This window comes from Streptomyces sp. NPDC059989 (assembly GCF_042736975.1).
Taxonomy (GTDB): Bacteria; Actinomycetota; Actinomycetes; order Streptomycetales; family Streptomycetaceae; genus Streptomyces.
Map to the genome: position 1 here is coordinate 41,419 of NZ_JBHWUO010000007.1, position 11,752 is coordinate 53,170.

The 11,752-nt window shown below is 70.0% G+C and carries 13 protein-coding genes and 3 pseudogenes; 9 read left to right on the plus strand and 7 right to left on the minus strand.

Translation table 11 applies throughout. The annotated features are described in order from the left end of the window. Positions 1–5: 5 nt before the first annotated feature. The 3 genes from ACFWBN_RS08415 to ACFWBN_RS08425 form a co-directional block, all read right to left on the minus strand. Positions 6–689 (minus strand): 2-phosphosulfolactate phosphatase, encoded by a 684-nt coding sequence (locus ACFWBN_RS08415; RefSeq protein WP_385173082.1) that lies wholly within the window; start codon positions 687–689, stop codon positions 6–8. A gap of 28 nt (positions 690–717) precedes the next feature. Then, positions 718–1,221 carry a hypothetical protein gene (locus ACFWBN_RS08420; RefSeq protein ID WP_385172560.1) on the minus strand — a complete coding sequence of 168 codons (504 nt, stop codon included), beginning with the start codon at positions 1,219–1,221 and terminating at the stop codon, positions 718–720. 106 nt (positions 1,222–1,327) lie between these two features. Continuing rightward, positions 1,328–1,951: a TetR/AcrR family transcriptional regulator gene (locus ACFWBN_RS08425; RefSeq protein ID WP_385172562.1), complete on the minus strand. Its 624-nt coding sequence runs from the start codon at positions 1,949–1,951 to the stop codon at positions 1,328–1,330. A gap of 78 nt (positions 1,952–2,029) precedes the next feature. On the opposite strand from ACFWBN_RS08425, the gene ACFWBN_RS08430 reads away from it, so the two are divergent. The 4 genes from ACFWBN_RS08430 to ACFWBN_RS08445 all read left to right on the plus strand — a co-directional run bounded on the left by ACFWBN_RS08430 (position 2,030) and on the right by ACFWBN_RS08445 (position 4,747). Further along, entirely contained in the window at positions 2,030–2,803 is a 774-nt protein-coding gene (locus tag ACFWBN_RS08430; protein WP_385172565.1) for an SDR family oxidoreductase, read from the plus strand. Between the two features lie 199 nt (positions 2,804–3,002). After that, positions 3,003–3,524, plus strand: a complete 522-nt coding sequence (locus ACFWBN_RS08435; RefSeq protein ID WP_385172568.1) for a hypothetical protein — start codon at positions 3,003–3,005, stop codon at positions 3,522–3,524. A 68-nt stretch (positions 3,525–3,592) separates the two neighbouring features. Continuing rightward, entirely contained in the window at positions 3,593–3,892 is a 300-nt protein-coding gene (locus ACFWBN_RS08440; RefSeq protein WP_385172571.1) for a hypothetical protein, read from the plus strand. Between the two features lie 48 nt (positions 3,893–3,940). Then, positions 3,941–4,747, plus strand: coding sequence for a hypothetical protein (locus tag ACFWBN_RS08445; protein WP_385172574.1), 807 nt, complete (start codon positions 3,941–3,943; stop codon positions 4,745–4,747). Between the two features lie 30 nt (positions 4,748–4,777). Here ACFWBN_RS08445 and ACFWBN_RS08450 read toward each other — a convergent pair whose 3' ends face one another. Beyond that, positions 4,778–5,422 carry a CatB-related O-acetyltransferase gene (locus ACFWBN_RS08450; RefSeq protein WP_385172577.1) on the minus strand — a complete coding sequence of 215 codons (645 nt, stop codon included), beginning with the start codon at positions 5,420–5,422 and terminating at the stop codon, positions 4,778–4,780. 228 nt (positions 5,423–5,650) lie between these two features. Here ACFWBN_RS08450 and ACFWBN_RS08455 point away from each other — a divergent pair, with 228 nt between their 5' ends. The 5 genes and pseudogenes from ACFWBN_RS08455 (at position 5,651) to ACFWBN_RS08475 (ending at position 9,373) form a co-directional block, all read left to right on the plus strand. After that, entirely contained in the window at positions 5,651–6,295 is a 645-nt protein-coding gene (locus tag ACFWBN_RS08455) for a dihydrofolate reductase family protein (RefSeq protein ID WP_385172580.1), read from the plus strand. A gap of 372 nt (positions 6,296–6,667) precedes the next feature. Next, on the plus strand, positions 6,668–8,161 hold the full coding sequence (locus ACFWBN_RS08460) for a glycoside hydrolase family 18 protein (protein WP_385172583.1): 1,494 nt from the start codon (positions 6,668–6,670) through the stop codon (positions 8,159–8,161). Between the two features lie 130 nt (positions 8,162–8,291). Continuing rightward, positions 8,292–8,504: pseudogene (locus ACFWBN_RS08465) on the plus strand (ABC transporter permease); the annotation flags it as partial. Next, positions 8,501–8,901 (plus strand): annotated as a pseudogene (locus ACFWBN_RS08470) (purine-nucleoside phosphorylase); the annotation flags it as partial. The pseudogenes ACFWBN_RS08465 and ACFWBN_RS08470, both read left to right, overlap by 4 nt. 232 nt (positions 8,902–9,133) lie before the next feature. Continuing rightward, complete coding sequence (locus tag ACFWBN_RS08475; RefSeq protein ID WP_385173085.1) at positions 9,134–9,373, plus strand: alpha/beta fold hydrolase; 240 nt, start codon at positions 9,134–9,136, stop codon at positions 9,371–9,373. Positions 9,374–9,453: 80 nt separating this feature from the next. Here ACFWBN_RS08475 and ACFWBN_RS08480 read toward each other — a convergent pair whose 3' ends face one another. The 3 genes and pseudogenes from ACFWBN_RS08480 to ACFWBN_RS08490 form a co-directional block, all read right to left on the minus strand. Beyond that, complete coding sequence (locus ACFWBN_RS08480; RefSeq protein WP_385172586.1) at positions 9,454–10,242, minus strand: ABC transporter ATP-binding protein; 789 nt, start codon at positions 10,240–10,242, stop codon at positions 9,454–9,456. After that, a complete protein-coding gene (locus ACFWBN_RS08485; RefSeq protein WP_385172589.1) occupies positions 10,229–11,272 on the minus strand; it encodes an ABC transporter substrate-binding protein in 1,044 nt (347 codons plus the stop codon). Before ACFWBN_RS08485 ends, ACFWBN_RS08480 begins: the two co-directional genes overlap by 14 nt. A gap of 79 nt (positions 11,273–11,351) precedes the next feature. Next, a pseudogene (locus ACFWBN_RS08490) lies at positions 11,352–11,747 on the minus strand (ABC transporter permease); the annotation flags it as partial. Positions 11,748–11,752: the final 5 nt, after the last annotated feature.

Sequence of the window (11,752 nt, forward strand, 5' to 3'; positions counted from 1 at the left end):
GGCGCCTAACGCTCGGGCGCGCCGTACGGACGCAGGATCATGAGCGAGTCCTCCAGGGCCGCCACCATGGCAAAGGGGAACCGGTCGAGCTCAAGACAGAGTTCAACGTCATCGGGATGGACCCCTTGACGCACACCCTCCGCCAGCTCGGCGGCGGCACGCGACTCGGCGGCTCGGCGGAGGAACCCGGCAGCATCCGTCTCGGCCTCGGTGGCTCGACGGGCGATGTACTGGGCGCACGCCAGATCTTCATCGGCTTGCCCATCCTCGCCGGTGACGACGAACGTGACACCGTCACCCGTGCGTGTCCGCAAGAGCCGAGCCGTTGCCTCCGCCACCACGAAGCCGGCGCACAGCACCAGCGACGCCTCCTTGACCGCAAGGGCGCCGACCGTCCCTGCCGTGGTCTTCTGCACAACGGTCCGTCCGCCGAGGTCAACGGACCGCATCAGACCCGGCGAGTTGACCATGTCGAACCCGGGGGCGGGCGGCCCGTCTTTGAGGGCCACCCAATCCGGGTGGCGACCCTTGAGCGCCAGAGCGTCGTCCAGCGACTCGGCAAGAACGATTTTCTCTGCCCCTTGGCCAAAGGCCCAGGCGGCCACGGTGAAGGCACGCATGACGTCGACCACGACCGCCACGGACGGGGCCTCGACCACCTCGGTGATGCCAACGAAACGAGTGTCCATGCCGATCATGATCGCGCACACCCGACCCTCAGTACATCTTCCCGATCTCCAGTGCTCGTGCCCGCTCTCCGGTGTTCTCCGGGCGGATCCGCTCGGCCAGGCAGTGCCGGTGGGAGATGATCGTGTGGCTTCCTGGACCGTCGTTGCTCCGCGAGTCCAGCACGAGGGCGTCTCCACCCGGGCTCAACGTGGCCGGTTCACCGCAGAAGTCGCAGTTCCGGGCCGGCGACGCCAGGTCGGCGGGTCGGATGCTGAGCCGCACTGATACCGGCGGGTGCCAGCGATGGATCTGCTCGATCACCGCATCGATCTGCGAGCCGACGGGTGGAAAGAGCGCGAGCAGTTCGTCATGACTGCTCGTGGTCCGGGAGAACTGCTCGATCATGTCGATCGAGGCCGACAGGCGGGCGTTCTCGTAACCGACGATCGCGACGAGCACACCCCATGGGTGATGGCTCAGGACCTTGGCCTGAACCTGCTGGCCAGGCATGAACGCCAGACTCTCCGTCTCGAACCTTTCCATGAACCGCATCCCCATCCTTTGGCCTTGCAGGCCGCGCCTGTAGCGCTCCTGCGCGCCCGCGTCGTCGTCGACGTCGGACCAGATCGCCGCGGGGCCGTGCCCCGGGCCCCGCTGATCAGCGTGGCGTCGTCGGCCAGGCAGACAGCGCCAATTCGGCTGCCGCGGCCAGCTGGTTGGCAGTGGCACCGTCCTGGGCGCGCTGCGAGAGCCCCTGAAGGACCGTGGCGAAGTAGTCGGCCAAGGCGCGGGGACTGGTCTCGGCGGGCAGTTCCCCCGCCCGCTGTGCCTCTCGCAGCCGTGTCTCGAACTCGTCCACGTTCTTGTTGCGCAGATCGCGGAGGAATGCCCGCACCCCCGCGTCCTGCCGAGTGACGTTGGTCGCGGCGCTGATGGCCAGGCAGCCGGCGGGGTGGGCGGGGTCCGGGTAGATGGCCGCGGCCTCCCGCAGGATGCGCGCGAATGCCCCGTACGCGGTGGGCTCCTCGCGGAGCGCCGCGGCCGCGAAGTCGCCGACGGGTGATTGGCCGTAGTGGCTGACCACCTCCTCGAACAGGGACTTCTTGTCCCCGAAGGCCGCGTACAGGCTCCCTGAGCGGATGCCCATCGCGTCGGTCAGCTCGCCGATGCAAACGCCTTCATAGCCCCGCTCCCAGAACAGACGTGTGGCGGCGGTCAGCGCCGCTGCGCGGTCGAAGGAGCGTGGGCGGCCCCGCTTGGGTGTCTCAGCCATACGCCACATTTTAGAGTGCTCGACCAAGAAATCGTGCTAGCTTCTTTCTTGGTCGATCACTCAACAAATGAAAGGCGGCCAACCATCATGGGTCTGCAGCGACTTGACGGAAAGATCGCGCTGGTCACCGGTGGCAGCAGGGGCATCGGGCGAGCCATCGCGGAGCGCCTCGCCCAGGACGGCGCGCTTGTCGCACTGACCTACGCCCGCGACGAGAGCGCGGCGCACGACGTCGTGGAGCGCATCCGAAAGGACGGCGGGCGGGCCTTCGCCCTGCACGCGGAGCTAGGCCGTCGCGGAGACGCCGCCGCCTTGTGGTCGGCCTTCGATGCCCAGATCGCCGACCACGCACCCGAGCGCGTCGTCGACATCATCGTCAACAACGCCGGGATCGGGCTCAGTGCGGACCTGGCATCACTGACCGAGGACGGCTTCGACGAGGTCTTCGCCGTGAACGTGCGAGCACCGTTCTTCGTCGTGCAGGAGGGGCTGAGGCGACTGCGCGATGCCGGCCGGATCATCAACATCTCCAGCGGCGCGGCCCACCTCGCCATGCCGGAAATCATCGCCTACGGCGCGACCAAGGGCGCCCTGGACAACTTCACCCTCAACCTCGCCAAGGAGCTGGGCGGCCGGGGCATCACAGCCAACTCGGTCGCCCCTGGCATCATCGACACGGACGTCAACGCGGGCTGGCTGCGCGGCAACCCGGAGGCCGAAGCCCACGCGGCCTCCTTGGCCGCGTTGGGCCGGGTCGGCCGGCCGGAAGACGTGGCCGACATCGTGGCCTTCCTCGCCTCGGATGACGCACGCTGGGTCACCGGCAAGGTGATCGACGCGACCGGGGGCTCCGGACTGTGAGCCTTCTCCCTCGGGCGGGAGTGTCCGTCGGTGACCTCCACCCCGAGGGAACTCGCCGGCGGGACATGTTCGAGAGCCTGATGGAACGGAAGGGCACGCACACGGTCGGCGTCCAGCGCCAGGACACCGGCACGCGCGGAGACCGATCCCCTGCGGAAATCGGGTTTTCGCCGCGGATGCGGCCTGGGAGGCTGTGGGGGTGACTGAGACGACCCCTTACGATGCCGACCGTGCCCGATTCACCCGCCAGGCTCTGGCACGCCTGGTCCTCTGCGATCACGCCGTGGACGTTGCGGATGGCGCCGCCGGCCTGGTCGCCACAGAGAACGACCCTGACACCGGTCCCGGGGGCCGGGTAAGCCAGGCACTCCAGCTCGTCGAGCTCGCAGAGCGCGCTCTGGCCTCGGCCGTGATCTACGAACGCGAGCAGGGCAGTTCCTGGGCGGAGATCGCCCAGTACCTGGGAATCGGTCCGGCGGAGGCGGAAGAGCGTTTTGCCGCGCACCTGGAAGGCTGGAACACGGCCTTCGACGTCCCCTACCGCCTCGACGCAACCGGCCGCAAGCGCATACCGCAGCTGCCCACGGCGGCGTACGACCCCGCCTGGGCCTGCGAGAACCTCGACCGTTGGGCGTCTCTCCAACACATCGGGATCGAGGCCGTGAGCTCCGGCTTGGTCATGGCCGCGCCGGAGGCGGAGTCTTCGTCAGCCACCCCGTAGTGGCGTTCGCGGCCTTCGAATGGGTGAGGGTGGCGGAGGTACACAGGTTGTCGGCGTGGTGGAGCCGGTTGTTCCTCACGAAGCGCCGTCCGGCGCCTCCGGTCAGCGCCCTCACCCAGGCGGGCGTCGCAGCTGGTGAAGTCCCGCGGCTGGCACGAGCCCTTCTCCTCGACCACCCCCTGTGGGAGCCGGCCGCATGGGCGATGCCCGCGCCTTCCCCGCTCTCCGGCAGTCGAGCCCACTTCCCCGGCATCCTGCACTGCGACGAACCCGGCAGCCCCCGGTGCGGAATCCACCTCGCCCAGGGCATCACCCGAGACCACAGCGACCGACTGGCCCGAGCCCTGGGCACCTGGCCCACCACATGACCCGCCGGCACGACGGTAGTGTGGACGCACCGAGGAGGGGTGGGGTGGATGGCCGGCATACGGGTGACGGTCTGCTTGCCGGCAGAGGCCGCAGACGACATCGAGGGCGCGCTCGACGAGGCCCTCGCCCCCTTCTACCTCGACACGGATGACAACCCCGTCGATCGTGGCGTGTGGGATTCGCGCCGCATCCTCGGGGGCAGCGACGGCACCGGGTTCGCCATCGCCTCCAGCCATGAGAACGACCCCAGGCTCATCCACGACGACCCCTGGTACGACGGCACGCCCTGTCCCAGCGCCCCCGGAGTCTGCGCCGGGGGACCGCGCGCGCTGCTCGACTTCTCGCAGCCGCTCGCTGCGTCCGAGCGCACGGTCGCAGCCTCCTGGGATCTGTGGCACCACCTGTCCGCCGTACATCCTCCGGCCCTGCCCCTCGCGGACTTCGTGGATCGTTGGTGGAACGACCCCACCGCCTTCCCGGACGACCGCTGGGGCGACGACATGTTCGCCGCCTACCGCGCCCAACCGCTGATCCGTGCCTACCTCGGCCACCCCCACAGCCTCGGCATGGGCGCCCTGTGGTTCCCGAGCCCCACAGAGCACCCCGTCATCAACTACGACGGCGACCGGCACGCCTACATCCGCGAGTTCACCCACCGGTACCCGCCGGACACGGACGTGCTCACCCTCGACGGCTGGTGGCTGGAGGGAGGCAGCAACGCCCTGCACGCCACCTGCGACCCGGCCCTGTGCCCCCACGAACGTCCGGGGCCCACCCCGTGGCCGGGCAGTGAGGCGTACCTCGCATCCCTGCCCGGCGACACGATCCTGGTCCGGCTCCGCTGCCACGGCTGACCTCTCAGGCGACGCCGGCCCGGTCCCGGCTCAGGCCCGTGGTGCGATCGCTTCGAGGTCGTCGATGGTGCCGGACATGATGGCTCGGATGTGTTCGGTGATGTGCTCTGCCGGCCAGTCCCACCAGGCCACGGCGAGCAGGCGGGCGATCTCGTCGTCGTTGTAGCGGGTACGGATGAGTTTCGCCGGGTTGCCGCCGACGATGCCGTAGTCGGGGACGTCGTCCGCGACCACGGCGCCGGACGCGATGATCGCGCCGTGCCCGATGCGTACTCCCGGCATGACCATGGTGTCGTAGCCGAACCAGACGTCGTTGCCGACGACGGTGTTGCCCCTGCCCGGCAGGCCGGCGAGCAGGTCGAAGTGCTCGGCCCAGGCGCCGCCCATGATGGGGAAGGGGAATGTGGAGGGGCCGTCCATGCGGTGGTTGGCGCCGTTCATGATGAACCGCACCCCGGTGCCCAGCGCGCAGAACTTCCCGATGACCAGCCTCTCCGGACCGTAGTGGTAGAGCACGTTGCGGGTCTCGAACGCGGTCGGATCCTCCGGGTCGTCGTAGTAGGAGTACTCCCCGACCTCGATCAGCGGCGAGGTCACCAGCGGCTTCAGCAGGACCACGCGCGGCTGGTCGGGCAACGGGTGAAGCACCGTCGGGTCCGCGGGAACGTGATTCATGGCGGTCGCTCTCGGTTCGGCTGGTGTCGGTGAACGCGTAGTAGCTGCTCTGCCTCCCGTTCGTGTGGTGGGTCCGGGAGGCGAGCATCATGATGCTACGACCGGACGCCTGCTTGGCCGGATGGGCCGACTGGACCGTATGGAGCCGGGTTCCGTCGCGGCGATGAGTCTGCGGGCATCCGCAGGTCTATCTCTTGACGGAGACAATCGACGCATCGGGAGTAAGCCATGGGCCTCATCCACATCGAGATGTTCGCGACCCTCGATCTCGTCGGGCAGGCGCCCGGCGGCCCCGACGAGGACCCGGTGGGGTTCCCGTTCGGCGGCTGGCAGGCACCCCTGCTGGACGAGGTCGCCGGGGCGCAGGTCGGTGCCGCCTACGAGGACACGGACGCCCTCCTGCTCGGTCGGCGGACGTATGACATCTTCGCCGCCTACTGGCCCCACCAGGAGGGCGGCGAGGACGACGAGATCGCCACGCTCTTCAACCGCGTCCCGAAGTACGTGGCCTCTCGCGGCAGGCCCGACCTCTCGTGGGCCGGGTCCACACAGCTCGGTCCGGACCTCGCCGACGCGGTGCGTGAGATCCGCGACCGGCACGAGCACGTGAAGGTCGTCGGGAGCCTGAACCTCGTGCAGACCCTCCTGCGCGAGAAGCTCTTCGACCGTCTCGACCTGTGGCTGCACCCGATCGTGCTCGGCGTCGGGAAGAAGGTGTTCGACGAGGGCGCGGTGCCCACCAACGTCACGCTCCTCGCGCCCCCGGAGGCCGGCCCGAAGGGCACCGTGTACCTGCGTTACGGGCTCGCCGACGGCACTCCCGCGACGGGGGACATGAGCGCACCCGATCGCGGTGTCGGAAGCGGCGACTGAGGCCACCCCGCGCCGGGTGGGTCCGTGCCGGGGGTGGGGACGGTCCGGAGGTGTCGGCCGGCTTTGGAGCGCTCGCTGCGAGCTCGGACGCGGGAGTGACGCGCCGTCAAACGAGGGAATGTCGTAGACCAAGACGCGCACGGCACTTCAATGGTGATCACGGAGACCCGCCTGAGGGAGAGCCTCGTGTTGGTCCGAAGTCACCGAGCAGCAGATCTTACGGACAGCTCGGCGACCGGGCCGCAACGTCTACTTCCGGCCGTGTGGCGAGGCGCAAACAGAAGGCGGGGCATCGCGGCCTCGGGACGGTGATGCGGTGCTTGCCGTCCCGTCTGTGGCCGTGGCGGAGACCTCGTCGAGAGAAGGACGACCATGGGTTGGTCCAAGGATTACCCCGACAGCGAGTGGCCCCGGTTCAAGAAGAAGGGCCAGGAGGGCTTCCCGAAGGGAGCCAAGTGCACGTACAAGGACATGGCGTGGGAAACGGCGGCCTGGTCGCCGGGCAACCTTCCGCCGGGCGATGGTGATCCCGCCGCCAACGCCTGGCGCCTGAAGGACGAGCTCTACGACCTCACCAGCGAGCCGCACAAGGGACCGGTCAACATCGCCTGCTACGTGCCCACCTGGCGCAAGGCGGAGCAGTACCTGGAGAACACCGAGCAGTTCAACCACATGACGCACGCGATCGTCGCGTTCCTGATGTTCGACGAATCCGGCGGTTTCAGGCCGGACTCGGTCAGGGCGGTGGAAGAGACGATCGTCGCCTTCCGGGACGCTGCGCGGGACCGTGACGTACGGCTCATGGTGGCCGTCGGCGGTACGACGGACTACGAGTTCCGCCGGTTGTGCGAGAAGGGCGGTGCGTCGGCGGAGGATCCGGCCTTCGTCAAGATGTGTGAGAACGTCGCCGGTTTCGTGCGGGAGCATCAGCTCGAAGGCGTGGGCCTAGACCTCGCATGCTGGTGGGACGAGAAGGGTGCCGCCGCCGGTGACCTGGGCGGCAGGAGCATCGCCAAGGGTCCCCACGCCGCCGGGACGGGCCTGGTCCACCTGGCCGGCTTCCTCCGCAAGGGCCTTCCGTCGCCGGACTACACCGTCTCCTGCGCCGTCCCGGCCACCGCGTGGTACGGGAACAACTTCGATGCGAAGGGACTGTCCCGGCACGTCGAATGGATCGGCGTGATGACCCACGACTTCACGGGAGCCCGGGAAACGAGCCCCTGCGGTCCGCATTCCGAGACCCTGCGGATCAAACGGCAGAAGGACTACCTGGGCGAGCAGCAGGGGGAGTGGCCGTCCTTGGTGCCGGACCAGGGCGGACCGGGGGAGAATCCGATCCTCAGCGTCGAGGATTCGGTCTGGTACTACTCCAATCCCCACTACATCAACTGGCAGGGCAAGGGGCCGGGGCACGGCGTCCCGAGGAACAAGATCGCCGTCGGAGTGCCGTGCTACGGCTACAACTTCTCCTACGGCGAGGAATCCGACCGACCCACGCGGCAGGGGCCTCCCGGCTACAGGGTCGAACGCTGGTGGGAGATCGTGGAGGACTACGGTCCGTCCCGTGCCATGGACGGGAAGCCGAACATCAAGGACATCGGCGAGACGGAGCGGCCGGCGTTTCGGAAGGGGCAGCCCGGCACGTACCCGTTCAAGAACAACGTGTGGTTCGAGACCCCGAGCACAGCCACCGCGAAACTGGAGTTCGCCAAGGGCGTCGGCATCGGCACGGTGATCGTCTGGGACGTCTCGGACGACGACTGGTGGACCTCCGACGCGTCGATCGTGAAGGCGCTCTACAAGGCGTCCGGACACCCTGAGAAGCCGCTGGCCGGCACAGTGCCGGCGAAGCCGCGGCGGTCGTAGGCAACTTCCGCGCCGTGGGGTTGACAGACCGTCCGCCTCGCGCGCCCAGAGGACGGCCCAACTGCCGGGCCTGCGGCTCGCAGGCCCGGCAGTTGCTTGGTGGTCCCCTCAGGGGGAGGCGGTGAACTGGCTGTCAGTCATGCTCGGCCGTGCCGCACCCGTCGGGGTACTGCTCGCGGCCCTGCTGTTCGCCGTCGCCGAAGCGGTCGGCTTCCGCCTGCAGGGCCTCGGCCTGCCGCAGCAGGCCACGGACGCCGCGCCGTACGCCGTCACACTCGCGGCCCTCTTCCTGACCACGGCGGGCCGGCGCCGTGCCGCCCGTACCACTGGAGCTGTCGTATGACGCAGGACCTGCTGCCCCTCACCCGCATCCCGCGCACCGGCCTCCCGGCCTCTGCGCTCGTCGTCGGCGACCCGGCGCGGGCCGAAGCCGTCGCGGGACCGCTCGACGATGCCAAGGAGGTGTCCCACCACCGCGAATACCGCCTCTTCACCGGGAGTCGGCGGGGATTGCCGGTGGCGGTCGCTCACACGGGGTCGGCGGTCCCGGGGCGATCCTGCTGTTCCGGGAGCTGGCCGAGGCGGGCGTGCGCACCTTCATCAGACTGGGCACGGCGGGGGCGATCCGGCCCGGCATAGCCGACGGTGACCTGGTGATCGCGGAGGGAGCGGTGCGCGACGACGGCGTGACCGGGCAGCTGCTGCGACCCGAGTATCCCGCGGTGTCCACGCCCGAGGCGGACTTCCCGGAGGCCTCGACCGTGCAGGGTCGAGGCGTCGGGCCGGCGCCGGCCGTGGACCAGCAACTCGCCCTCCCGCCAGCGACCCCTCACCGCCTGGCCTTCGAGCCGCTGATGTACGGCTGCTGGGACGCCGCCGCCCGGGCGCACGCCGCGGCGGACCCCGCTCAGCGTTCCCTCCCGGTGAGCGAGGCCTTCTACGACGGCTACACCCCCGACCCCGCCGGGCTACATCCCCGACCCCGCCGGGCTCCACGCCCGCCTCGCCGGGCTCCCGGCCCCCGTCCTGATCCTGGCCGGAGAAAGAGACCTCTGGCCCACCGCGGCGTCGGCGGCGCGAGCGGCCGCGCTCTTCCCGGAGGCCCGTCTCATGGTTCAGGCGGATGCCGGCCACTACCCGTGGCTGGACGATCCGCCGGCCTTCGCCTCGGCCGTCGCCGGCTTCCTTGCGGATGCGGGCACGCGCTTCTGATGCGATGCGAACCGCGGGGAACGGCGAAGGTGTTCACCTCACCCAGGGGGTGGACACCTTCCCGCGTGACCGGGGCCGCCTCAGCCGCGCATGATCCCCGTCAGACGGCCGCGCAGCCGGGCGAACTCGGGCGAGGCCCGCAGTGCGGAGACATCCGTGCCCGGCTCTCGGTCCAGGCCTACCGGCAGCTCCGCCACCACCCGGCCGGGCCCTGCCGCCATGACCAGTACCCGGGAGCCCAGCAGTACCGCTTCCTCCGCCGAATGGGTCACGAACAGCACAGTCGTGCCGAGGCGCCCGGCCAAGGTCCGTACCTCCTCCTGGAGCCGCTCCCGGGTCAGCGCGTCGAGCGCGGCGAACGGCTCGTCCATGAGCAGGAGTTCGGGTTCGGCCGCCAGTGCTCTGGCGAGCGCCACCCGCTGCTGCTGGCCGCCCGACAGCTCCCACGTCCGCCGGCCCCCCATGCCGGGCAGGCCCACCCGGTCCAGGAGCTCCGCGATCCGGCCGCTCCGCTCGGCGCGCGGGATCCCGAGCCGGGCCAGCGCGAAGCCGAGGTTCCCGCCGACCGTGCGCCAGGGGAACAACCGCGGCTGCTGGAAAACCACCCCGGCCCCCGCACCCGGCCGCGGGGGCGTGCCCCGGACCAGGGCGTGGCCCGAAGCGGGCCGTTCGAAGCCCGCCACCACGCGCAGCAGGCTCGTCTTCCCGCAGCCGGACGGCCCGACCAGGACGACGAACTCCCCCGCGTGAATCCGTAGGTCCACGCCTTCGAGCGCCGTCACCGGCTGCTTGGCCGAGCCGTATCTGACCGACACCCCCGCCAGGTCGACGACCGCGACCTCCGTATCCGGGGCGTCAGTTCGCGGCACGGCCGAGCTCCTCCACCGCGAGCGCCCGCCCGAACACCGCCTCGTCCGGCACCGCGTCGACCGCCTTCTGCCCCTTCAGGAACACGGCGGCGTCGTGCAGGTTCGCCGCGAGCTTGCCGGGAGCGCCCGGCGTGCCCAGGTACTCGGCACCGGTCTGCTCCTTCGCACTCAGCAGCACCAGTTCCGACAGCTGCCGCTTCGCCTCCTCCGCCGGCAGCCCGAGCTCCGCACCGATGGACTTCGCGGCCTGGTCCGGTGCGGTGCGCGCCTGCGCGACGGCCTGGTCCTGCGCCTTGATCCAGGCGGTGACCACCTCCGGGTGCTTGGCCGCAAAGTCGTTCGTGACCACACCCAGGTCGGCCGTGGGCTTGCCCTGCCTGGCCAGTTCACGGCTGCTGACGAGCACCTTGCCGTCCTTGGTCAGTTCGCTCAGCGTCGGCGTCCACACGTAGGCGGCGTCGATGTCCCCGCGCTTCCACGCGGCGAGCGCGTCCTGCGGCTGAAGGTCGATGGTCTGCACCGCCGACGGCTCGACACCGGCAGCGGTCAGCGCGGCGAGCAGCGAGTAGTGGGCGGTCGACCCGAAGGGAGTGGCCACCTTCTTGCCGGCCAGGTCCTTCACCGAACCGATCCCGGACTTGGCGACGAGTGCCTCGTTGTCCCCGATCAGGTCATGGATCCACACCACCTTGTACGGGATGTTCAGCGGCGCGGACAGACCCTTGGTGACCGGGCTCGACCCGGCCAGACCCAGATCCACCGCCCCTGCGATGACGGCGGTGTTGACATCGCCCCCGGACTCAAACTTCACCCATTTCACGTCGACTTGGGGGAGGGCCTTCTCCAGCAGCTTCTGGTTCTTCACCACCAGATCGGCGTTGGGTATCGCCTGGTAGGCGATCCGTACGGTGGTCCGCCCGGCGGAGCCCTCGGCCGAGTCCCCGCCACCTCCGCACGCGGCGGTGGCGGAGGCCGTCAGGGTGACGGCCGCGGCGAGCAGGAGGGAACGGCGGGACAGGGTTCCGGGCATGGATGATCTCCGGTCTGAACTCGGACGGCGAAAAGGGGGGAGAGCGGGGCAGAGCAGGGTGGAGTGAAGGGCCAGGGGGTCAGGCGCGCCCGCGCCACGGGACGGCGATCCGCTCGACGAGCCGTAGGAGCGCGTCCAGCACGATCCCGGACAGGCCGATGGCGAGGATGCCCGCGATCACCAGTGCGGTCTGGTTGTAGCGCTGCGCGTCGCGGATCATGCCGCCGATGCCGGGCACGCCGTTGATGGTCTCCGCCGCGACGACCGAGGTGTACGCGACGCCGATGGCGATACGGACGCCCGTGAGGATCTCGGGCAGGGCGGAGGGCAGCCGGACGGAGAGCAGCAGCGCGACCGGACCCGAACCCAAGGCCCGGGCCCCTTCGACGAGTTGGCCGGGGACCGTGCGGACGGCGGCCGCGGTGGCCGCGGCGATCGGTGGCAGGGCCGCGATCACCAGCAGCCAGATCTTCGGGGGCC

What these genes read in the sequence shown, in the direction of transcription:
- ACFWBN_RS08415 (WP_385173082.1), bottom strand. Translation starts at nt 689, where the DNA reads ATGGACACTCGTTTCGTTGGCATCACCGAGGTGGTCGAGGCCCCGTCC.
- ACFWBN_RS08420 (WP_385172560.1), bottom strand. Translation starts at nt 1,221, where the DNA reads ATGCGGTTCATGGAAAGGTTCGAGACGGAGAGTCTGGCGTTCATGCCT.
- ACFWBN_RS08425 (WP_385172562.1), bottom strand. Translation starts at nt 1,951, where the DNA reads ATGTGGCGTATGGCTGAGACACCCAAGCGGGGCCGCCCACGCTCCTTC.
- ACFWBN_RS08430 (WP_385172565.1), top strand. Translation starts at nt 2,030, where the DNA reads ATGGGTCTGCAGCGACTTGACGGAAAGATCGCGCTGGTCACCGGTGGC.
- ACFWBN_RS08445 (WP_385172574.1), top strand. Translation starts at nt 3,941, where the DNA reads ATGGCCGGCATACGGGTGACGGTCTGCTTGCCGGCAGAGGCCGCAGAC.
- ACFWBN_RS08450 (WP_385172577.1), bottom strand. Translation starts at nt 5,422, where the DNA reads ATGAATCACGTTCCCGCGGACCCGACGGTGCTTCACCCGTTGCCCGAC.
- ACFWBN_RS08455 (WP_385172580.1), top strand. Translation starts at nt 5,651, where the DNA reads ATGGGCCTCATCCACATCGAGATGTTCGCGACCCTCGATCTCGTCGGG.
- ACFWBN_RS08460 (WP_385172583.1), top strand. Translation starts at nt 6,668, where the DNA reads ATGGGTTGGTCCAAGGATTACCCCGACAGCGAGTGGCCCCGGTTCAAG.
- ACFWBN_RS08485 (WP_385172589.1), bottom strand. Translation starts at nt 11,272, where the DNA reads ATGCCCGGAACCCTGTCCCGCCGTTCCCTCCTGCTCGCCGCGGCCGTC.